Origin of the sequence: Dyella halodurans, assembly GCF_026283925.1 — a bacterium.
Taxonomy (GTDB): domain Bacteria; phylum Pseudomonadota; class Gammaproteobacteria; order Xanthomonadales; family Rhodanobacteraceae; genus Dyella; species Dyella halodurans.
Window position 1 is genome coordinate 37,973 of record NZ_JAPDPF010000010.1, and the last position, 20,847, is coordinate 58,819.

Below are 20,847 nucleotides of genomic sequence, written 5' to 3' on the forward strand. Positions count from 1 at the left end.
TGAAACGCTTCAGTCGATGCGGAACAGTTCGCCGGAAAAGCGGCTGTCGATGTAGTGGTCGAGACCGCTCACGCGGGATTCGTCGTGCCACGGCTTCTCACGCATGGCGGCAGAGGCTGCACGGGGCAGCTCGCTCAAGTCGGTCTTGACGTCGAAGTAAGGTGAAGCCGGCTTCTTCGCCGATGCCTTGGTCAGGAAGGGTTGGATGGAGAGCAACATGGTCGTATGCCTCGAAGATCACCCGCTTGCTGGGCAAGGTCTACACTAGGCCAGGCAGAGCCTCGCAAAAAGCGAGATTTTTGCACCCCAGTATTGAGGAAGATTCAATATGGGCCGGCCACCGCTCATTGCCCTGCAAGGCTTCGTGATTGCCGCACGCACCGGCAATGTCACGCTCGCTGCCCAGCAACTGCATCTCACGGCCAGCGCACTCAGTCATCAAATCCGCGGTCTTGAAGAGCGACTCGGCCGGCGCGTTTTCATCCGTGGACCGCGCGGCGTGGAGCTGACGCCGGAGGGTGCGCGGCTGCTCGAGTCGGTGGGCCCTTCCTTCGAATCGATCGAACGCGCCATGCGGCAATTCAGCGCGCCGCATGCGGACGTGCTGACGCTGAGCCTGATGCCGTCGATGGCATCGAGTTGGCTGCTGCCACGCCTGCCGAAGTTCGTTGCCCAGCATCCACAACTGCAGCTCAACCTGCAGTCGCGCGTGGACCTGGTCAATTTCGATCGCGAGCCGGTGGATGCCGCCATGCGCTTCGGTCCCGGCGAGTGGCCGGGCGTGGTGGCCGAGCACCTGTTCGATGACTGGCTGACGCCGATCGCCAGTCCCGAACTCATCGCCCGACTCGGACAGCCCACGTTGGAGACCTTGTCGGACTGGCCGCTGCTGCGTGATCCCGAGAACGTGTGGGCCAAGTGGTTCCACACCTTTGGCGGCAAGCCACCGGCACGCTACGTGGCCCACTTCGATGACACCGAGACGCTGCACCGGGCGGCCATCGAAGGCATGGGCATCGCCCTCGGCCGCGTCACCATGGCCCGTCCCCTCGTCGATGCGGGACAGCTGGTATGGCTGAGCACGCAGCGCTTGCGCGCCGACTTCGCGCACTACCTGGTCTATCCGCCGCGCTCGGAGAAGCATCCGGCGCTGCTCGCATTTCGCGCCTGGCTACTGGAAGAAGCGCAACGCTATTCGCTGGCGCCCGCACAAGCGAAGTGGCGTGCGAACAAGCGCCGCAGCGGTTGAATCGGTTGCGCGCCTTCAGCGCCCGTCGTTGGTCCGACGGGCGCGCGACATCAGGACGATGTCGAGGCGGCCGCAGGTGTCGCACGTGGCGCTGCCGATGCAGCGCCTTTCACTTCACGCTGAAAGAAGTTCTCGATCAGGTGATAGACGTGGCTGCGCTGGCCCGGCAGGTTCAGGCCGTGCTTGGCGCCCGGGTAGGCCATGAACTGGAACTGCGTGCCGCGCTTCTGCATTTCCGCCATCAGCTTGGTGGAGTTGAGGAACAGCACGTTGTCGTCGGCCATGCCGTGCACCAGGTAAAGCTTGGAGGTGAGGCCATCGAGCCAGGCCAGCGGCGAGCTGCGTGTATAGCCCGAATCATTGTCCTGCGGACGGCCGAGGTAACGCTCGGCATAGAAGGTGTCGTAGAGCCGCCAGTCGGTGACCGGCGCCACCGCCACGCCGCCAGCCAATTCGTCCGATGCCTTGGATAGCATCATGGTGGTCATGTAGCCGCCGTAGCTCCAACCGAACACGCCGATGCGCTTGGGGTCGACCCAGGGCTGCGACTTCAGCCAGTGGATGCCGGCGAGCTGGTCTTCCACTTCCACGGCGCCCAGTTGCTGGTAGATGGGGTCCTCGAACTTGCGCCCGCGACGGGCCATGCCGCGGTTGTCCAGGGTGAAGACCACGAAGCCCTGGTTGGCCATGTACTGGTTGAAGTAGTCGCCCCAGGCATTGGTGACCAGCTGCGCGTGCGGACCGCCGTAGAACATGTTGAACACCGGGTATTTCTTCGACGGATCGAAGCCGGCCGGCTTGTACAGGCGGTAATACAGCAGCTGTCCGTCGGCGGCCTTGATGGTGCCGAATTCCGGCTTGATCAGGCTGTCGCGGTACGGCCAGAACGGATGCTTCTCGTCGAGCTTGTTCGGCTCGATCCAGCTCACCAGGCTGCCATCCGGCTTGTGCACGCTCACCTGGGGCGGCGTGTCGATGCTGGAGAACATGTCCAGATAGAACGATGCATTCGGCGCGAACTCGGCGATGTGCGTGCCCGCGCCCTGGCTGATGCGCGTCGGCGTGTTGGCCGTGCTGCCATCGAGCTTGAGCGCATAGATATGCCGTTCCGGCACGGCGTCGCGATTGGAGCTGACGTAGACGGTGCCGCTGTGTTCGTTCACCGCCAGCACACCGTCGATCTGCCACTCGCCCTCGCTGACAGCATGCCTGAGCTTGCCGTCGATCCCGTAGAGGTAGAGATGGTGAAAGCCACTGCGCTCACTGCCCCACAGGAACGACTTGCCGTCCTTGAGGAAGGTGAGGTCGTCGTTGAGGTTGATCCAGGTATCGCTGGTTTCGCTGAGCAGGGTGCGTTGCGCCAGCGTCTTCGCATCGACCAGGCGCAGGTCCAGGTGTTGCTGGTTGCGCGACATGCGCTGGTAGGCGAGGTGCCTGCCATCGGGCAACCAGTTCACCCGCGTGAGATAGATGTCGTTGTCCTTGCCCAGGTCGATCCAGCGCGGCTGACCGCCGGTGGGCGCGACCAGGCCCAGCTTCACCGCGACATTGGCGGCGCCGGCAGCGGGATAGCGCTGGTCGACCACCTCGGTGTGGTCGGCGTAGAGCTCGGTGCGCTTGGTCACCGGGACTTTCGCTTCGTCGAAGCGTTCGAATGCAATCGCGGAATCGTCCGGCGCCCACCAGTAGCCGCGGCTGCGATCCATTTCTTCCTGCGCGACGAATTCCGCCTCGCCGTTGTGCACGCTGCCGCCGCCGTCATGGGTAAGCTGCTTCGGCTCACCGGTGCTCAAGTCGATCACCCACAGGTTCTGCTCGCGCACGAAGGAGACGAAGCGGCCCTTGGGCGAGAAGCGGGGATCGATCACGTTGTCGCCCGTGTCGAGCAGGCGCGGCGCGGCATCGGGCGTGGCCAGCGAGTAGAGATACAGCTTGCCGCCGATCGGGAACAGCAGCTGCTTGCCGTCCGGCGACCACTGGTAACTCACGATGCCACGCAGGCCGGCCGTGCGTTCGCGCTCGCGGCGCGCCTTCTCCGCATCCGACAACTGTTCGCCGTTGGGCTCCAGCTTCTTCGAATCCACCAGCAGCTGGGTGCGGTTGTCCTTGAGCTGGTAGGACCACAGGTCCAGCTGGTACTGATCGTCCGCCCGCGGGCGCAGGAAGCTGACGCGACTGCCATCGGGCGAGATCTGCAGCCCGCGTGGCGCGGGACCGGCCAGGCTGCCGCCGTCAAAGATGCGTTCGATCGTGAGTTTTTCGGCCATGGTCGGCAGGGCCACCATCGTGAGGGCGGCAAAGAGGAGGGCACGCATGGGAACTTCCTGGGGCGGTGCAACGTACGCAAGAACAAGCGGCGATTAGACCGCGTAGCGTCAGCCGATACCAGCAATTTCCCGTGAAAAACGGCACATCCGACGTGAATGCACCGCTTCGGCGCTTAGCGCGGGGCGCCTTGCCCGAACAAGACCTTGCGCGCTTCCTCGTCCGTGGTGAGGTCGAAGCGACCCTTGATCTGCTCGCCCAGCGCATACGCGCGCTCGGTGGCGGGGCGCGCGCGGATGGCTTCAAACCAGGCTTTCAGGTGCGGGAAATGCTCCAGCGCCATGCCCTGGTTCTCATACGGCACGATCCACGGGTAAGCCGCCATATCGGCGATGCTGTAGTCCTTGCCGGCGATGAAGGCGCGACCTTCCAGCCGCTTGTTCAGCACGCCATACAGGCGCCGCGTCTCGTTGACATAGCGATCGATCGCGTAGGGGATCTTCTCTGGCGCATACCGATTGAAATGGTGGTTCTGCCCCAGCATCGGGCCGAGGCCGCCCACCTGCCAGTACAGCCACTCCAGCACCTTGTAGCGGCCGCGCGCATCGGCAGGCATGAAGCGCCCGCTCTTCTCGGCCAGGTACTGCAGGATGGCCCCCGACTCGAACACGCTGAGCGGCTCGCCCCCATCGGCTGGCTGGGTATCCACGATGGCCGGCATGCGGTTGTTCGGCGAAATGGCCAGGAAGCCGGGCTCGAACTGCTCGCCCTTGCCGATGTTCACCGGCTTGATGGTGTAGGGCAGGCCGGATTCTTCGAGGAACAGGGTGACCTTGTGGCCATTGGGCGTGGGCCAGTAATACAGCTCGATCATGGGGTTTCCTGAGGCGCGGGCGATGGATGGATGTTCGGGGCGACCGGTGTGGATTCAAGCCAGGGCGAGAACAAGGCACGCTTCCGTCAACCCATGCTGCGCACGCCGCGTTCCTCCGCTGGCATGCCCACTGGAGTCAAGCCCATGAACCGCCTCTCCCGTTTTGCCGCGTTGAGCCTTGGCCTCGCCATCGCCGGCGCTGCCTGCGCCCAGGCGCAGGACAACAGCAGTGCCGCCACACCGGCGCACGCCGCGCCGTCAGCGCAGGGGCGTCGCGCCCCCGATCCGCAACAGCAGCTGCAACACCTGACCAAGCAGCTGCAGCTCAGCGCCGACCAGCAGGCCAAGATCGGGCCGATTCTGCAGCAGCGCGATCAGCAGATGCAGGCTCTGCGTGCCGACACCAGCCTGTCGCAGGCCGATCGTCGCGCCAAGCTGATGACCCTGGCCCAGGACAGCGGCAAACAGATCGATGCCGTGCTGACCCCTGCCCAGCGCGACCAACTGAAGGCCATGCGGGAAAAAGCCATGGAGCGCGCGCAGGAACGGCGAGGCCAGCACGTGCCGTCCTCGCCCAGCAGCGGCGGCTAGGTTCCATCCCACGGCGCGTCATCCCGGCGGCGCGCGGCATCGCGTATCCTCGTCGGTCGTTTCGGCAACGGATGGGTGAGCCATGACACGCGTCGTCGTGGTCGGCAGCATCAACATGGACCTGGTGACGCTGGCGACGCGCTTTGCGGCACCCGGCGAGACCCTGCTGGGCGAGCGCTTTCTCACCGTACATGGCGGCAAGGGCGCCAATCAGGCCGTTGCCTCGGCCCGGCTCGGGGCCGAGGTCGCGCTGGTCGGCGCGCTGGGCGACGATGCGTTCGGCGCGCAGTTGCACGACGGACTGGCGCGCGAAGGCGTCGCGCTGGAACACGTCGCGCGCATCGCCAATTGCGGCAGCGGCACCGCGTCGATCACGGTGGCCCAAGGCGAAAACCACATCATCGTGGTACCTGCCGCGAATGCGCGGGTCACGCCGGCACAGATCGAACGCGCGCAAACCACGCTGGCCAGCGCCGATGCGATCCTGGTGCAGATGGAAATCCCGCTCGATGCCGTGGAAGCGACCTTGCGGCTTGGTCATCGCCTGGGCAAGCCGGTGATTCTCAACCCTGCCCCGGCGCAGCCGCTGCCACGCGAGTGGCTCAAGCTCGCGCGTTACCTGACGCCGAACCAGCATGAGCTGGCCATCCTGCTGGGGGCGGACCCTGCGGAGGACTTCCGCGCGCTGATGCAGCGCTCGCCGGCGCCGGTCGTGCTCACGCGCGGCGCGGACGGTGCGTGGTATGACGACGGCGGTAAGCCAGTGCACCAGCCGGGTTTCAAGATCGAGGTGGTCGACAGCACCGGTGCAGGCGATACCTTCAATGCCGCACTCGCCGTCTTCCTGCATGAAGGCCTGCCCAGCGCGGTGCGCAAGTCCTGTGCCGCCGCGGCGCTATCGGTTTCCAGACTAGGCGCGCAGGGCGGCATGCCACGGCTGGATGAACTCGATCGCTGGCTGGCCAGCCACGGCTGATTCGCTTCAGTCGGACGGACCCGGCGCGATCACGTCGCGCTGGCCGTTGATGCCCATCGACGACACCAGTCCGGCCGCTTCCATCGCTTCGACCAGACGTGCCGCGCGGTTGTAGCCGATGCGGAACTGGCGCTGCACGAACGAGATCGACGCACGCCGCGAGCGCAGCACGAAGGCGGCGGCCTCGTCGTAAAGCGGATCGAGTTCCGCATCGCCCGCTTCCTCGCCGAGCAGATCGCCCTGGGCCTCGCTGGGTGGGCCCGCGAGGATCTCGTCCTTGTAATCGGGCTCACCGTATTGCTTGAGGTGGGCCACCACGCGGTGCACTTCCTCATCGGCGACAAAGGCACCGTGGATGCGCTGTGGATAACCCGTGCCCGGCGGCAGGAACAGCATATCGCCCTGGCCGAGCAGGCTTTCCGCGCCCATCTGGTCGAGGATGGTGCGCGAGTCGATCTTCGACGACACCTGGAATGCCACGCGGGTGGGGATATTCGCCTTGATCAGGCCGGTGATCACGTCCACCGACGGCCGCTGCGTGGCCAGGATCAGATGGATGCCGGCCGCACGCGCCTTCTGCGCCAGGCGCGCGATCAGTTCTTCGATCTTCTTGCCGGCCACCATCATCAGGTCGGCCAGCTCGTCGATCACCACCACGATCATCGGCAAGGTTTCGAGCAGCTCGGGTACTTCGGGATGGGCCGGGAACGGATTCATCAATGGCCGTCCGGCTGCGCGCGCTTCGCGCACCTTCTGATTGAAGCCGGCTAGATTGCGCACGCGCAGGTCCGACATCACGCGGTAGCGGCTCTCCATCTCCGCCACGCACCAGGCCAGCGCGTTGGCGGCCAGCTTCATATCGGTCACCACTGGCGCCAACAGATGCGGAATACCCTCGTAGACCGAGAGTTCCAGCATCTTCGGATCGATCATGATCATGCGCACGTCGTCGGGCGTGGCCTTGTAGAGCATGGACAGGATCATCGCGTTCACCGCCACCGACTTGCCCGAACCGGTGGTGCCGGCGACCAGCATATGCGGTGCGCGTGCGAGGTCGGCCACCACCGGTTCGCCGGTAATGCCCTTGCCCATGGCCAAGGTCAGCAGCGAATCGGCATCGCGGTAGGCGGCCGAGTCGAGGATTTCCGATAGCGCGATCATCTGGCGCTGCTCGTTCGGCAGCTCCAGGCCCATGCAGGTCTTGCCAGGAATCGTCTCGACCACGCGAATCGACGTGCGCCCCAGGCCGCGTGCGAGATCCTTCATCAGCGCCACGATCTGATTGCCGCGCACGCCCACGGCCGGCTCCACCTCGAAGCGCGTAATCACTGGACCGGCCGATGCACCGACTACGGTCACCGGCACCTTGAACTCGCGCAAGCGCTGTTCGATCAGCTCGCTGGTGTCGGCCAGCTGCGTCTCATCGACCGAGGTCGCTTCCGCAGTCGCCGCAGCAAGCAAGGTCAGCGGCGGCAACAGCACGCTTGAGCGTGAGCTCGGTGCCGCCATGACCGGTGCCGCTACCCGCACCTCCGGTGCGGCAACCTGGTCGTCATTGGCGGCGCGAAAACGGCCCGAGGCGACGGGCAGGGGATTGACCAGCTGGGCCAGCGGTACCAGTTCGGGCTCCACGTCAGCTGCCACGCGCTGTTCCGTCGACTCGGCCACGGCCTCACTTGTTTCCGGCTCATCGTGCTGATGCGGCAGAGGCGTGATCGGTTCGTCGTCGACCAGCACCTCGGCACGCATCGATACGACCGCTTGCTCGTCGATGACCGCCACCGCTTCGATTGCCGCAGCCCGCATGGGAGCGACAGCGGTTGTCACTGGCCTGTTGGTGGTGGCAGCTGCGGATGTGGGGCGTGCCATCGGCATCGTTGGCGTCGCTGCGGACAGGCGGGTGCTCTTCGGCAACAGCCATGGCTCGCTGATGATTTTTCCCCGCACCGGCATGGCGCGTTGGCGCGAAACCGTCGACGACAGCGCGGGCGACACCGGCGCTACCGGCGTCGTGCGCTCAGGCTGCGGCGGCGCCGCGGCAACAGCCGTGGTTCGACGCGCGGCGACCGGCGTGGTGCGGCGCATGGAGGTCGCGGCCCGATCGGCACGACGCACCGCGCCGCGCCCGTGCTGCTTGCCGAAGCGCGCCGCCGCGAGTTCCACCGCGCGAGCCAACAAGGCGGCGAGCAGGTCCACCACGACGTTGATGCGCTTGAACGCGGAAAGCCAGGGCGTGCCCAAATACCAGGGCAGGGCAGCGGCCAGGATGGCCAGCATCACCAGGCTGGCCAGCGGGGTTCCCAGCAAACCGCCGAAACCGTGGGCGAGTGCTCGGCATATCACGCCACCCGCCTGTGCATCATCGGTGTAGTGATCGACGATCAGGCCTTCCAGCGTCGCGCTGGCCGTCAGCACGAGCAGGGCGCCCAGCCACAAGCGGATGGTTCCCTGCCCGCCTGCCGGCGCTTTGCGCCGAGCCAGCCGGGCCCGCGCGACGCGCCAGATCAAGGGAATCAGCCAGAGAGTGGACAGCCCGAAGGCACCGAAGAAGAATGTGAGCATGCCTGGGTTCGTTCAAACTACGCCTGCGAGCTCAGCATGTTAGCGCCATCGCGTCAGGAACGTCAGCAGACTGTGCTGTAACGGGCTGTTATTCCAGACAAGAGCGGCATGTCTTCCGCGTAGACTACTTGCCGATGCAGAACGAGCTGAAGATCGCGCCAAGCAGGTCGTCGCTGGTGTAGTTGCCGGTGATTTCGCCGAGCGCTTGCTGGCCCTGGCGCAGTTCCTCGGCGGCGAGTTCACCGGCACGAGTGGCACGCAGGACATGGTCCGCGCGATCGAGATGCAGCGCGACCTGTTCCAGCGCCAGGACATGACGACGGCGCGCGCTGAAGGCCCCTTCGCCGCTGCCCGCGCCCGCCAGCTGCTTGAGATGCTCGCGCAAGGCATCGAGACCCACGCCGGTTTTCGCCGAGGCCCACACCCAGATCGAATCGTCGCGCGACTCGTAGCGCGCACTCGCGTGTTCGAGATCGATCTTGTTGATAAGCACGAGTCGCTCGACGCTGGCGGGCAGATCGGCAAGCAGGGCGAGGTCATGCTCGGCCTGTTGCGCATCGGTGACCAGCAGGGCCACGTCGGCGCGTGCAAGTTCACCGTGGGCGCGACGCACGCCTTCGCGTTCGACCGGGTCGTCGGTTTCGCGCAGGCCGGCCGTATCGGCCAGTTCGAGCGCAATGCCATCCAGGCTCAGTTGTTCGCGCAGGACATCGCGGGTGGTGCCGGCGATGTCGGTGACGATGGCGCGATCGCTTCCCGCCAGCGCATTGAGCAGGCTGGATTTGCCGGCATTCGGACGGCCAATGATGGCCACGCGCAGGCCATCATTGAGACGCACGCCGCGCTGGGCTTCGCGCAGCAGTTCCGCGAGCTGCTCGCGTAATCGCTGCAATTGCTCGTTGATCAGCGGATCGGCCAGGAAGTCGATTTCTTCCTCGGGAAAATCGATGGCAGCCTCGATATGCACGCGCAGCGCGATCAGCGCGTCCTGCAACGCATCCACCTTGCGCGAGAACACGCCCTCCATCGATCGCAGCGCGGCACGCGCACCCGCGTGCGAACGCGCGGCAATCAGATCGGCGACGGCCTCTGCTTGCGCAAGATCCAGCTTGCCGTTGAGAAACGCGCGCTCGGTGAATTCGCCTGGGCGTGCCAGCCGGGCACCCAGCACGCCGATGCGACGCAGCAAGGCATCCAGCAACACCGCGCTGCCATGCCCCTGCAATTCGAGCACGTGCTCGCCGGTGTAAGAGGCGGGGGCGGGAAAGTACAGCAACAGCCCGCGATCAATCAGCTCGCCATCGCCATCGCGGAAGGCCGCGAAATGCGCGTGGCGTGGCTGCGGTGCGCGGCCGAGCAGTACTTCGGCGATCGCCGGCACGGCCGGACCGGACACGCGCAGCACGCCGACGCCGGCGGCACCGGGTGCGCTGGCGATGGCGGCGATGGTGTCGGTGGTGGTCATGTTGGAGATTATGGTGGCTACCGAGGATTTCGACTAAGTACTGCCCCCTCACCGTCATCCCCGCGAAAGCGGGGATCCAGTGCCTTTACAGCGCATGGCAAGAACGAAAGTCGCTGGATCCCCGCTTTCGCGGGGATGACGGTGACGAATGGGCTTGGTGGCATGGCGTAGGCCCAAAAAGAAAAAGGCCGCATCAGCGGCCTTTTCCTCCGAAGCCTGGCGACACTCAGGCCGCCTTGGCTTTCTCTTCCGCGCGGTCGACGCTGCGCGTGATGAACCACTGCTGGGCCAGGCTGGTGGCGCCGTTGACGACCCAGTACAGCACCAGGCCGGCCGGGAAGAAGAAGAACATCACGCCGAACAGCACCGGCATCACCTTCATCATCTTCTGCTGCGCCGGGTCCATGCCCGCCGCCGACGGCGACAGCCACTGGGTGGCCAGCATCACCAGCACGTACAGCACCGGCAGCACGAAGAACGGATCGGGTGCCGACAAGTCATGGATCCAGCCGAAGAACGGCGAGTGACGCAGCTCCACGCTCTCCATCAGCACGCGGTACAGGCCGAAGAACACCGGCATGGTGACCAGCACGGGCAGGCAGCCCGACATCGGGTTGACCTTCTCCTTCTTGTACAGCTCCATCATGGCCTGCTGCATCTTCATCTTGTCGTCGCCGTAACGCTCCTTCAGGGCGTTCACGCGCGGCTGCAGCTTGCGCATCTTGGCGCCCGAGCGGAACTGCGCCGCCGTGAGCTTCCACAGCGCGGCCTTCAGGCCCAGCACCAACAGGATGATCGCCACGCCCCAGTTGCCGGTGAAGGCGTGCAGCTGGGACAGCAGCCAGTGCAGAGGCTCCGCCACCACGGTGAGCCAGCCGTAGTTGGTGATCAGGTCGAGACCCGGCGCGACCTGGTCCAGGGTGCCCTGCAGCTTCGGACCGATATACATGCGCGACGTCGTGGTCAGGCTCTGGCCGGGAGCCACATTGAGCGACGGACCCACCGCGCGGATGAGATAGATCGGCTGGGCCGTATCCGGATTGATCACGCTGGTGCTGTAGGTGTTCGGGTCATGCGCCTGCGGAATCCAGGCGACGAAGAAGTAGTGCTGCAACATCGCCGACCAGCCGCCGGTGATCACTCGCTCCCGCGGCTTCTTGAAGTCGGAGAAGGCGAACGATTCGAACTTGTCCTCGGGGCTGTACCAGGCGGCGCCAAAGAAGCTGCGCGAGGACGGGTCGCTGATGTTCTGCCACCAGGTCCGCTGCTGTACCGGCGCGACGCGCTGCAGCTGCAGGTAGGCATTGCCCTGCCAGGCCGCGCTGCCGCCGTTCTCGATCTTCTGGTCCATGGCCACGACAAAGCTGCCGCGCTTGAGCGTATAGGTCTTGGTGACCTTGAGGCCGGCGGCGTCTTGCCAGGTGAGGTCGACCTTCAGCTCGTCCTGGCCCTGGCTCAGCGCGTAGCTGGTCTGGGCGGCCTGGAAGATGGCGCGGTGATCCGGCGCCTCGCCCTGGTTGCTGACCAGGCCGCTCTGCGATACGAAGAAATGCTCGCGTTCGTCATTGAGCAGGCGCACCGGTGCCGGATCGGGATTGCGGCGGGTACGCGGCTCCTCCGGGAAGGTCAGCAACTCCGAACGCACCACGCTGCCGCCACGCGTATCGATGGTGAGGCGCAGCACGTCGTTGGCCACGCTGACCAGCTGGGCCGAAGCCTCGTTCACGCTGCCAGGAACAGCGGCGGGTGCCGTGGCGGTAGCGGAAGCGGTGGCGCCCGGTACGCTGCCATCGGCGATCGCCGGCGTGGCGGTCGTGGAAGACGCCGCGACGGCAGCCGGGGGCTGCGGTGCGTAATCCTTCTCCCAGGCCATGAACAGCATGTAGGCCACGGCCAGCAGGGCGAAGATGAGGAACGTACGCGTTTGATTCATCGCGGAGCAGATCCGGTAAATGCGGCGACGCCGGGCCGCGGAGGACGAGAGGGATAAAAGGTCAACGCGCGATTGTGCCGGCCGTGTCGCCCGGCTTCAATGTGACCTCGGGCTTGAACGAGCGCAGTTTCTTCCACAGCACCTGGAGCTCGGCCAGCAATTCGGGACCGGGCAGGCCCGATGCCTGCTCACGCGCCATCACCATGAGGTCGACCGGCGGAAGCTCAAGGCGGGCACGCCTGAAAGATTCGCGCACGAGGCGCTTGATGCGGTTGCGTTCCACCGCGCGCTTGGACACGCGCTTGGAAATGGCCAGGCCCAGACGCGGGTGGCCCAGCGCATTGGCTTTATAGCGCACAGAAAAACAGCGGCCGCCGAAGCGGCCGCTGGCATGACGCAGAGCGGCAAAATCACCGGCGCGGCGGAGCCGCGCCTCGCGCGGCAGGCCGGCGGCACGCATGATGCGCGTACCGCTTACGGGATCAGGCGCTTGCGACCCTTGGCGCGACGCGCGTTCAGGATCTTGCGGCCGTCGGCCGTCGCCATGCGGGCGCGGAAGCCGTGGGTACGGGCGCGCTTGAGCTTGCTTGGCTGGAAGGTTCGCTTCGACATGGCTTCGTCCGAAGTTAAAGTGATAAAAAGGTTGGAAATTATGCGGAGTATTGGTGCCCTCTGTCAAATCGGCTCACTTTGGACCGCTCCGAGGGCTTGACAGAGGCCTGTTGGATTCCTGTGGATATCCATGTGGATATCCGTGCCGACTGGGAGGGTTCGTGCTGTTAGAATCGCCGGTCCACCCCGCGCGAAAGCGCTCCTTCCAGTGGTTGAAGACTATCCATGAGTGACCTGTGGCGGCGCTGTCTCGAGCGTCTCGAGGGCGAATTGAACGCCGAAGACCTGCATACGTGGCTGATGCCCCTGCAGGCGCGCGACGACACCCATGGTTTGCAGCTGTTTGCGCCCAATCCATACACCCTGGACACGGTGCGCGAGCGCTATCTGGCTCGCATCGAGACCGTGATCAGCCAGTTGACCGGCCATGAGCTGACAGTGCGGCTGGAGGTTGGCTCCAGTTCGCCGCGTGCCAACGCAAGCGGCAAGGTGGCTCCGCCCGCGAGCGTGCCGGCCAAGCCCGCGCCGGCCGTGGCCGAGCCGGTGGCGGCCAGTTTCAACCACAACCTGGACCCGCACTACACCTTCGAAACCTTCGTCGAAGGCAAGTCGAACCAGTTGGGCAAGGCCGCCGCCATGCAGGTGGCGATGAATCCTGGCCGCGCCTACAACCCCTTGCTGCTGTATGGCGGCACCGGGCTGGGCAAGACCCATCTGATGCATGCGGCCGGGAACCTGATGCGCGAGCAGAACCCCGAGTTCAAGGTGTTGTACCTGCGTTCCGAGCAGTTCGTCGGCTCGATGATCGAGGCCTTGCGCACCAAGAGCATGGACGAGTTCAAGCGCCGCTTCCGCTCGGTGGATGCGCTGCTGATCGACGACATCCAGTTCTTCGCCGGCAAGGACACCACGCAGGAAGAGTTCTTCCACACCTTCAACGCGCTGTTCGAATCCAAGCAGCAGATCATCCTGACCTGCGATCGCTATCCCAAGGAAGTGGACAAGCTGGAGCCGCGCCTGAAGTCGCGCCTGGGCTGGGGCTTGTCGGTGGCGATTGAGCCGCCGGACTTCGAGACGCGCGCGGCGATCCTGTTGTCCAAGGCGCACGACAAGGGCGTGGCGGTGAGCGAGAACGTGGCGATGCTGCTGGCCAAGCGCATCCGCTCCAACGTGCGCGACCTTGAGGGTGCGCTCAACACGTTGGCAGCGCGTGCCAACTTCTACGGCAAGCCGATCACCATCGATTTTGCCGAGGAAACCCTACGCGACTTGCTGGCGACGCATGCCCAGGCCGTCACGGTGCCCAACATCCAGAAGATCGTGGCCGACTACTACCAGGTACGTCTGCAGGATCTGCTGTCCAAGCGCCGCGTGCGTTCGCTGGCGCGCCCGCGCCAGATCGCGATGTCCCTGTCCAAGGAGCTGACCGAGCACAGCCTGCCGGAAATTGGCGAGGCATTTGGCGGTCGCGACCATACGACGGTGCTGCACGCCTGCCGCACGATCAAGAAATTGTGCGAGACCGACACGCGCATGCGCCAGGACTGGGAACAGTTGATCCGCATCCTCACTGGTTGAACAGGCGCCTGTGCACTAAGCGCTTGAAAAGTACTGTGGCAAGCTGTGGATAATAGGTGGACGATTTGGACGGCAAAGTTATCCACAATCGACGCACAATCATCAGGCTCTTTGAAACACAACGTGAAAATCGGCTAACAAACTGATTTTCATGGTTTTTTTTCGTTTTAAAAGTTATCCACGCCGCCTACCACCACTACAGAACTTCTTTTAAAAACAGAAAAGCAGGTTTAGGGGAAGCGCATACATGCAATTCAGCATTCAACGAGAAGCTCTGCTCAAGCCGTTGCAGCAGGTCGTGGGCGTCGTAGAACGACGTCAGACGCTGCCGGTTCTCGCCAACCTGCTAGTCAAAGTCGCCGACGGCAAAGTGTCGATGACAGGTACGGATCTGGAAGTGGAAATGATTGCCACCACGGCCGCTGAAAAGCTGGTCGACGGTGAAATCACCATTCCGGCGCGCAAGTTCTTCGACATCGTGCGGGCACTGCCGGACGGCGCCCACATCGAACTGAAGCTCAACGGCGACCGCGTGGCCATGACCGCCGGACGCAGCCGCTTCACGCTGGCGACGCTGCCTGCCACCGAGTTTCCGACCATCGATGAAATAGAACTGGTTGAGCGGGTCTCGCTGCCGGAAGAAGTGCTGCGCGATCTGATGGAACGCACGGCGTTTGCCATGGCCAACCAGGACGTGCGCTATTACTTGAACGGCATGCTGCTCGATTTGCAGGAGCACACGCTGCGCTGCGTCGCCACTGACGGCCATCGACTGGCGCTGAAGGAAACCAAGCTGGAAAGTTCGGTCTCCGTGCGTCGCCAGATCATCATTCCACGCAAGGGCGTGAATGAGCTGGTGGGCTTGTTCGAGACGGGAGAAGGGCAGGTTGAGCTGGAATTCGGGCGCAATCACCTGCGCGTGCGTCGTGGCGACGTCGTGTTCACCTCGAAGCTGATCGATGGTCGCTTCCCGGACTACGAGGCCGTGATTCCGTTGGGTGCCGACAAGCACGCCACGCTGGATCGTGAAGTGCTGCGTGGGGCCTTGCAGCGCGCGGCGATTCTCTCCAACGAGAAGTACCGCGGCGTGAAGCTGGAATTGTCGCCCGGCAAGCTGCGTATCGTGGCGCACAATCCGGAGCAGGAAGAGGCCGTGGAAGAGGTCGAGGCCGATACCGTGGTTTCCGACCTGGCCGTGGGCTTCAACGTGGGCTATCTGCTGGATGCACTGGCAGCCCTGCGCGGCGATCGTGCCCGTTTGAACCTGCGTGATGCCCAGTCCAGTTGCCTGGTACAGGAAGACGACAACGACCAGGCTCGCCACGTGATCATGCCGCTGCGGCTCTGATGTCGATCGGTCAGCTAACGAACAAGACCGATATGCAATGCAACGCCGGAGCCGTCGAAAGACACTCCGGCGTTCTTGCATTGGGAGCTTGCTGAGATGTGGCTGGAATCCCTGCGTATTCGCGGATTACGCTGCCTCGACGACGTAACCGTACCGCTTACGCCCGGCGTGACGGTGTTTGCCGGCCCTAACGGGGCAGGTAAGACCAGCCTGCTCGAGGCCGCGTTCCTGCTTTCCCATGGCCGTTCGTTTCGCAGCGGGGCACGCGAGGCCTTGTTGAAGCGCGGTGCGGACTCCCTTTCGATTTTTGCCGAGCTACGCCACGCCGACAGCCGTTTGCGGCGCTTTGGCCTGGGGCGTCAGGGGGCGCGCTGGGAAGCGCGCATGGACGGAGCCGGCATCAGCTTGAGCGAACTGGTGGGCGAGTGCGCCGTGGTTTGCTTCGAGCCCGGTTCGCACGCACTGATTGCCGGTGGCGCCGAGGAGCGTCGCCGTTACCTCGATTGGGGCGTGTTCCACGTGGAACATGACTTCATCCTGGCCTGGCGGCGTTATCAACGCGCCTTGAAGCAGCGAAATGCGTTGTTGAGATCCAGCTCGACCGTTCCAGATGCCCAGTTCCTGCCCTGGGAAGTGGAACTGGGCGCTGCCGCGTCCCTGATGGATCAACAGCGTGAGCTTTATCTGAGCGCGCTTCGCACCCATCTCATGAGCAGCATCGAGGGACTGCTTCCCGAGCTAGGCCTGGTGGAGCTGCGGTATCGCCGTGGCTGGGCCGAGGGAGCGGATCTAACCGAGCTGCTGGCCGCCCAGCGAGGCAGGGACATCGCCCGTGGGCATACCACCCAGGGTTCCCATCGTGCTGATTGGTCCATCGCTTTCGATCACGCGCCGCTGCGGGAGCATCTGTCCCGCGGTCAGGAGAAGTTGACCGCGCTGGCCTGTGTCCTGGCCCAGGCGTCGCTGTATGCCGAGAGGCGGGGCGAGTGGCCGGTGGTCTGCCTGGATGACCTGGCCTCGGAACTGGACAAGGCCCACCAGGTCGCCGTGGTTGAGCAGCTACGCGCCGTCGGCGCCCAGGTGCTGGTCACCGGCACCGAGGTCCCGGAGGCTCTGATGGACGGTCCCACGCAAGTGTTCCACGTGGAACAAGGGCATCTCAGCCCCCTGCTATAATCGGTCGATTGTGTCCCCAGCCCGGCTTTTATGGCGCCGTACCGGGTGGGATTAGGCGCCCAGGAAACGGTCACCGAATGAACGCATCCTACGATTCGAGCAACATCAAGGTTCTGAAAGGTCTGGAAGCGGTGCGCAAGCGCCCCGGCATGTACATCGGTGATACCGATGACGGCACTGGCCTGCACCACATGGTGTTCGAAGTCGTCGACAACTCGATCGACGAAGCCCTGGCGGGCTATTGCGACCACGTGACGGTCACCATTCTCGATGACGGCTCGGTCAGCGTCAGCGACAACGGCCGCGGCATTCCCGTGGACACGCACCCGGAAGAGGGGCGTTCCACCGCCGAAGTGGTCATGACCGTGCTGCACGCCGGCGGCAAGTTCGACGCAAACTCGTACAAGGTCTCTGGCGGCCTGCACGGCGTCGGCGTCTCGGTGGTGAACGCGCTCAGCTCGCACCTGTGGCTGACGATTTATCGCGAGGGCAAGGAGTACCAGCAGGAATACGCCCACGGCGAGCCGCTGTACCCGATCAAGCCGGTCGGCGATTCCAGCAAGCGCGGCACCACCGTGCGCTTCCTGCCCAGCACCGGCACGTTCACCAACGTGGAATTCCACTACGACATCCTGGCCAAACGCCTGCGCGAGCTGGCCTTCCTCAATTCGGGCGTCACCATCGACCTGAAGGATGAGCGTGGCGAGGGTCGCCATGACCGCTTTGCCTATGAGGGCGGCATCCGCTCCTTCGTGCAGCATCTGGCCCAGCTCAAGACCGCGCTGCATCCGAACGTGATCAGCCTCAGCGCCATGCAGGAAGGCATTTCCGTCGAACTGGCGATGCAGTGGACCGACTCCTACCAGGAGACGATGTTCTGCTTCACCAACAACATCCCCCAGCGTGACGGCGGTACCCATCTCACCGGCTTCCGCGCGGCGCTGACGCGCTCGCTGCAGGGCTATATCGAGAAGGAAGGCCTGGCCAAGAACGCCAAGGTCGCGCTGTCCGGCGACGATATGCGCGAAGGCCTGATCGCCGTGCTGTCGGTGAAGGTGCCTGACCCGAAGTTCTCCTCGCAGACCAAGGACAAGCTGGTTTCCTCCGAGGTGAAGACCGCGGTGGAGCAGGCCGTCAACGAGAAGCTGGGCGAATTCCTGCTGGAACACCCGAGCGAAGCCAAGGCGATCGCCTCCAAGGTGGTCGACGCCGCTCGCGCCCGCGAAGCGGCCCGTAAGGCCCGCGAGATGACCCGCCGCAAGGGTGCGCTGGATATCGCCGGCCTGCCGGGCAAGCTCGCCGACTGCCAGGAAAAGGACCCGGCGCTGTGCGAACTGTTCCTGGTCGAGGGTGACTCCGCAGGCGGCTCGGCCAAGCAGGGCCGTAACCGCAAGACCCAGGCCGTGCTGCCGTTGAAGGGCAAGATCCTCAACGTGGAGAAGGCCCGTTTCGACAAGATGCTGTCCTCCGCCGAAGTCGGCACCCTGATCACCGCGCTGGGCACGGGTATCGGCAAGGAGGAGTACAACCCGGACAAGCTGCGCTACCACCGCATCGTCATCATGACCGACGCGGACGTGGACGGTTCGCACATCCGCACCCTGTTGCTGACCTTCTTCTACCGTCAGATGCCCGAGCTGATCGAGCGCGGCCACGTGTATATCGGCCTGCCGCCGCTGTACAAGATCAAGCAGGGCAAGCAGGAGATGTACCTGAAGGATGACGCTGCGCTCAACGCCTACCTGGTCTCCAGCGCGGTTGATGGTGCGGAACTCACCTACAGCGCCGACGCGCCCGCCATTTCCGGCGAAGCGCTGGACAAGCTGCTGCGCGACTACCAGGCCGCGCTGGACCAGATCGAGCGCCTGGGCCATCGTTTCGACGCCACCATGCTGACGGCCTTGCTTGAGCATGCGCCGGTCGAGCCGGCGCTGTGGACGGACGCGACCGCCATGCAGGGTTGGCTGGCTGGCGTGGAGTTGCGCCTTGCTGCCAGTGGCCTGGGCAAGCCGCGCTACAAGCTGGCCCTGCGCCCGGCGCTGGAAGAGCATCCGGCGGCCATCGAGGTCGTGCGCAACCAGCACGGCCTGAGCCATACCTGGCTGCTGCCGCAGACGTTCTTCGCCAGCGGCGAGTTTCGCCCGATCCTGCACGCCAGCCAGCAGCTTGCTGGCCTCGTGCAGAAGGACGCCGTGGTTCGTCGCGGCAATGCCTCGCGCGGTGTGCTGAGCTTTGCCGAAGCACGCAACTGGCTGCTGGAAGAGGGCAAGAAGGGTCGTGCCATCCAGCGCTTCAAGGGCCTGGGCGAAATGAACCCGGAACAATTGTGGGAAACCACGGTCAATCCAGAGACGCGCCGCATGCTGCAGGTAGGCATCGAGGACGCGTTCGCGGCCGACCAGATGTTCTCGATGCTCATGGGCGAAGCGGTTGAACCCCGTCGTGAGTTCATCGAAGCCAACGCGCTGAAGGTTGCCAACCTGGATATCTGATCCAACGATCGATGGCCGCGAAGTGCAAGACAGCGCGGCCATCGATCGTTTTTTAAGCCAGTGCGTACTAATGCGTTAACACATTCGACTAAAGTCGAATACGGCGCGGCCGATAAGGCTTTTCCAGGCCAAAAAGTCATGCGCACCATGGCTCTCGCGGGTGGAAATCACATCCAGACCGCGGCGTATGGTTCAACTTATTGATTTTTAACAATCTTTGTTGTGGCGCTGCGACTTGTTATCTGCTGCCGAGTCAGGTTACGCTCAGCGATCCCCCGCGCCATTGGCGCGCGAATGCCCATTACTGAGGACTACCATGAAGCGTGTGACCCTGATCAAGATGCTCGCCAGTACCGCGCTCGCGCTGGCAGTGGTGAGCAGCCCGGTCATCGCCCGTGACAACAGCCCTTCCAAGGACAAGAAGGAAGCGCTGTACCCGAACGCGACCCGCACTGAGCCGAAGCTGGACCTCACCAGCGAGAAGGATCAGAAGGCCATCAACGAAGGCCTGGACGCGGTCAACAATCAGGACAAGGAACAGGCCGAGAAGCTGCTGCAGCCGGTTGTCGACGGCAGCAAGAGCAAGTACGCCCAGGCGCTCGCGCTGCAGGGCCTGGCCAACGTGCATTACCAGGACGGCGACATCAAGGGCGCCATCGACCTGCTGAAGCGCGCGCTCGACAACGGCGTGATGCCGAACGACACCTACTTCCAGCTGCAGTACATGCTGGCCCAGTTCTACCTGGCCAGCGAGCAGTACCAGCTCGCGCTCGACACCGTCGCCAAGTGGCGCGCCGAAGGTCGCAAGGAAACGCCGGAGTCGTACGCACTCGAAGGCAATGCCTATTACCGCCTCGAGAAGTACCCGGAGGCGATCGCCGCGATCAAGAAGGCTCAGTCGATGACCGACAAGCCGAATGACAGCTGGAACCAGCTGCTGCTGGCCGCCTATTCCGAATCGGGCCAGTCGGACCAGGCCGCCGAGATCGCGCAGAAGCAGATCGCCGCCAACCCGAACGATCCGACTGCGATGAACAACGCCGTCTCGCTGCTGATGCAGCAGCAGAAGTACCCGGAGGCGATTGCGCTGATGGAGAAGGGCAAGGCCGCCGGCGCGTTCAAGGACGAGAAGCAGTACACCAACCTGGCCAAGCTGTACCTGATGACCGGTCAGCAGAGCGGCGACCAGAAGGGCCCCGCCACGAAGGCCGTGGCGACGCTCGAGGAAGGCATGAGCAAGGGTGTGGTCACGTCCAGCGCGGATAACTACACGCTGCTGGGTACGGCTGCCTATATGGCCGAAGACACCAACAAGGCGCTCGCTTCCTACCAGAAGGCGATCCCGCTGGCCAAGGACGGCGAGGCGAACATCCGCGCCGGCCAGCTGCTGCTCGAAAGCAACAAGTTCACCGAGGCGAAGAACCTCATCCAACAGGGCATCGACAAGGGCGTGCAGCACAAGGGCACCGCCTATATGTTGCTGGCCGAAGCGAACCGCGGCTTGAAGGACAAGCCCGGTACGATCGCAGCCATGGAAAAGGCAGCACAGGATCCCGAAACCTCCGCCAAGGCCAAGGCCTGGTTGAAGGCTCAGGGAGCTAGCAAGTAAGGCGTGGCGGTATAGGGATTGCGGGGCAGATGGACGTCCATTTCATTGCCTCACAAGACCTATACAAATGCCATGTGCTGTTGTACCGTTGAAATCTTTCCGTGCTCGCGTCCAGTG

16 protein-coding genes are annotated in these 20,847 nt (G+C 64.2%); 8 read left to right on the forward strand and 8 right to left on the reverse strand.

Annotation, left to right across the window (positions count from 1 at the left end):
• Positions 1-9 precede the first annotated feature (9 nt).
• Complete coding sequence (locus tag OUZ49_RS18080; protein WP_266152004.1) at positions 10-219, reverse strand: hypothetical protein; 210 nt, start codon at positions 217-219, stop codon at positions 10-12.
• A gap of 109 nt (positions 220-328) precedes the next feature.
• Here OUZ49_RS18080 and OUZ49_RS18085 point away from each other — a divergent pair, with 109 nt between their 5' ends.
• The gene (locus OUZ49_RS18085) at positions 329-1,249 is read left to right on the forward strand and encodes a LysR substrate-binding domain-containing protein (RefSeq protein WP_266152005.1); all 921 of its coding nucleotides are present in this window, start codon (positions 329-331) and stop codon (positions 1,247-1,249) included.
• Between the two features lie 50 nt (positions 1,250-1,299).
• Here OUZ49_RS18085 and OUZ49_RS18090 read toward each other — a convergent pair whose 3' ends face one another.
• Positions 1,300-3,564 (reverse strand): S9 family peptidase, encoded by a 2,265-nt coding sequence (locus OUZ49_RS18090; protein WP_266152006.1) that lies wholly within the window; start codon positions 3,562-3,564, stop codon positions 1,300-1,302.
• A 125-nt stretch (positions 3,565-3,689) separates the two neighbouring features.
• Positions 3,690-4,388, reverse strand: coding sequence for a glutathione binding-like protein (locus OUZ49_RS18095; RefSeq protein WP_266152007.1), 699 nt, complete (start codon positions 4,386-4,388; stop codon positions 3,690-3,692).
• A 144-nt stretch (positions 4,389-4,532) separates the two neighbouring features.
• Between OUZ49_RS18095 and OUZ49_RS18100 the strand changes: the two genes are divergently transcribed.
• Together OUZ49_RS18100 and rbsK are read left to right on the forward strand one after the other, a co-directional pair.
• A complete protein-coding gene (locus OUZ49_RS18100; protein ID WP_266152008.1) occupies positions 4,533-4,979 on the forward strand; it encodes a hypothetical protein in 447 nt (148 codons plus the stop codon).
• 82 nt (positions 4,980-5,061) lie between these two features.
• Entirely contained in the window at positions 5,062-5,955 is an 894-nt protein-coding gene (rbsK, locus tag OUZ49_RS18105) for a ribokinase (protein ID WP_266152009.1), read from the forward strand.
• Between the two features lie 6 nt (positions 5,956-5,961).
• On the opposite strand, the gene OUZ49_RS20925 is transcribed toward rbsK, so the two are convergent.
• The 5 genes from OUZ49_RS20925 to rpmH all read right to left on the reverse strand — a co-directional run bounded on the left by OUZ49_RS20925 (position 5,962) and on the right by rpmH (position 12,527).
• On the reverse strand, positions 5,962-8,517 hold the full coding sequence (locus tag OUZ49_RS20925) for a DNA translocase FtsK 4TM domain-containing protein (protein WP_323134944.1): 2,556 nt from the start codon (positions 8,515-8,517) through the stop codon (positions 5,962-5,964).
• Positions 8,518-8,641: 124 nt separating this feature from the next.
• Positions 8,642-9,982 carry a tRNA uridine-5-carboxymethylaminomethyl(34) synthesis GTPase MnmE gene (gene mnmE / locus OUZ49_RS18120; RefSeq protein ID WP_266152010.1) on the reverse strand — a complete coding sequence of 447 codons (1,341 nt, stop codon included), beginning with the start codon at positions 9,980-9,982 and terminating at the stop codon, positions 8,642-8,644.
• Positions 9,983-10,208: 226 nt separating this feature from the next.
• Positions 10,209-11,915 carry a membrane protein insertase YidC gene (yidC, locus tag OUZ49_RS18125; protein ID WP_266152011.1) on the reverse strand — a complete coding sequence of 569 codons (1,707 nt, stop codon included), beginning with the start codon at positions 11,913-11,915 and terminating at the stop codon, positions 10,209-10,211.
• 61 nt (positions 11,916-11,976) lie between these two features.
• A complete protein-coding gene (gene rnpA, locus OUZ49_RS18130; protein ID WP_266152012.1) occupies positions 11,977-12,375 on the reverse strand; it encodes a ribonuclease P protein component in 399 nt (132 codons plus the stop codon).
• Positions 12,376-12,389: 14 nt separating this feature from the next.
• A complete protein-coding gene (gene rpmH / locus OUZ49_RS18135; RefSeq protein WP_019464789.1) occupies positions 12,390-12,527 on the reverse strand; it encodes a 50S ribosomal protein L34 in 138 nt (45 codons plus the stop codon).
• A gap of 225 nt (positions 12,528-12,752) precedes the next feature.
• Between rpmH and dnaA the strand changes: the two genes are divergently transcribed.
• The 5 genes from dnaA to OUZ49_RS18160 all read left to right on the forward strand — a co-directional run bounded on the left by dnaA (position 12,753) and on the right by OUZ49_RS18160 (position 20,730).
• Positions 12,753-14,105 carry a chromosomal replication initiator protein DnaA gene (dnaA, locus tag OUZ49_RS18140; RefSeq protein ID WP_266152013.1) on the forward strand — a complete coding sequence of 451 codons (1,353 nt, stop codon included), beginning with the start codon at positions 12,753-12,755 and terminating at the stop codon, positions 14,103-14,105.
• A gap of 247 nt (positions 14,106-14,352) precedes the next feature.
• Positions 14,353-15,453: a DNA polymerase III subunit beta gene (gene dnaN, locus OUZ49_RS18145; RefSeq protein WP_266152014.1), complete on the forward strand. Its 1,101-nt coding sequence runs from the start codon at positions 14,353-14,355 to the stop codon at positions 15,451-15,453.
• 96 nt (positions 15,454-15,549) lie between these two features.
• On the forward strand, positions 15,550-16,629 hold the full coding sequence (recF, locus tag OUZ49_RS18150) for a DNA replication/repair protein RecF (protein WP_266152015.1): 1,080 nt from the start codon (positions 15,550-15,552) through the stop codon (positions 16,627-16,629).
• 77 nt (positions 16,630-16,706) lie between these two features.
• Positions 16,707-19,121: a DNA topoisomerase (ATP-hydrolyzing) subunit B gene (gene gyrB / locus OUZ49_RS18155; RefSeq protein ID WP_266152016.1), complete on the forward strand. Its 2,415-nt coding sequence runs from the start codon at positions 16,707-16,709 to the stop codon at positions 19,119-19,121.
• A 316-nt stretch (positions 19,122-19,437) separates the two neighbouring features.
• Positions 19,438-20,730: a tetratricopeptide repeat protein gene (locus tag OUZ49_RS18160; protein ID WP_266152017.1), complete on the forward strand. Its 1,293-nt coding sequence runs from the start codon at positions 19,438-19,440 to the stop codon at positions 20,728-20,730.
• The last annotated feature ends 117 nt before the right edge of the window (positions 20,731-20,847 follow it).

What these genes read in the sequence shown, in the direction of transcription:
- yidC (WP_266152011.1), bottom strand. Translation starts at nt 11,915, where the DNA reads ATGAATCAAACGCGTACGTTCCTCATCTTCGCCCTGCTGGCCGTGGCC.
- recF (WP_266152015.1), top strand. Translation starts at nt 15,550, where the DNA reads ATGTGGCTGGAATCCCTGCGTATTCGCGGATTACGCTGCCTCGACGAC.
- rbsK (WP_266152009.1), top strand. Translation starts at nt 5,062, where the DNA reads ATGACACGCGTCGTCGTGGTCGGCAGCATCAACATGGACCTGGTGACG.
- OUZ49_RS18160 (WP_266152017.1), top strand. Translation starts at nt 19,438, where the DNA reads ATGAAGCGTGTGACCCTGATCAAGATGCTCGCCAGTACCGCGCTCGCG.
- OUZ49_RS18085 (WP_266152005.1), top strand. Translation starts at nt 329, where the DNA reads ATGGGCCGGCCACCGCTCATTGCCCTGCAAGGCTTCGTGATTGCCGCA.
- gyrB (WP_266152016.1), top strand. Translation starts at nt 16,707, where the DNA reads ATGAACGCATCCTACGATTCGAGCAACATCAAGGTTCTGAAAGGTCTG.
- rnpA (WP_266152012.1), bottom strand. Translation starts at nt 12,375, where the DNA reads ATGCGTGCCGCCGGCCTGCCGCGCGAGGCGCGGCTCCGCCGCGCCGGT.
- OUZ49_RS18080 (WP_266152004.1), bottom strand. Translation starts at nt 219, where the DNA reads ATGTTGCTCTCCATCCAACCCTTCCTGACCAAGGCATCGGCGAAGAAG.
- OUZ49_RS20925 (WP_323134944.1), bottom strand. Translation starts at nt 8,517, where the DNA reads ATGCTCACATTCTTCTTCGGTGCCTTCGGGCTGTCCACTCTCTGGCTG.
- OUZ49_RS18090 (WP_266152006.1), bottom strand. Translation starts at nt 3,564, where the DNA reads ATGCGTGCCCTCCTCTTTGCCGCCCTCACGATGGTGGCCCTGCCGACC.
- rpmH (WP_019464789.1), bottom strand. Translation starts at nt 12,527, where the DNA reads ATGTCGAAGCGAACCTTCCAGCCAAGCAAGCTCAAGCGCGCCCGTACC.
- dnaA (WP_266152013.1), top strand. Translation starts at nt 12,753, where the DNA reads ATGAGTGACCTGTGGCGGCGCTGTCTCGAGCGTCTCGAGGGCGAATTG.
- dnaN (WP_266152014.1), top strand. Translation starts at nt 14,353, where the DNA reads ATGCAATTCAGCATTCAACGAGAAGCTCTGCTCAAGCCGTTGCAGCAG.
- OUZ49_RS18100 (WP_266152008.1), top strand. Translation starts at nt 4,533, where the DNA reads ATGAACCGCCTCTCCCGTTTTGCCGCGTTGAGCCTTGGCCTCGCCATC.
- OUZ49_RS18095 (WP_266152007.1), bottom strand. Translation starts at nt 4,388, where the DNA reads ATGATCGAGCTGTATTACTGGCCCACGCCCAATGGCCACAAGGTCACC.
- mnmE (WP_266152010.1), bottom strand. Translation starts at nt 9,982, where the DNA reads ATGACCACCACCGACACCATCGCCGCCATCGCCAGCGCACCCGGTGCC.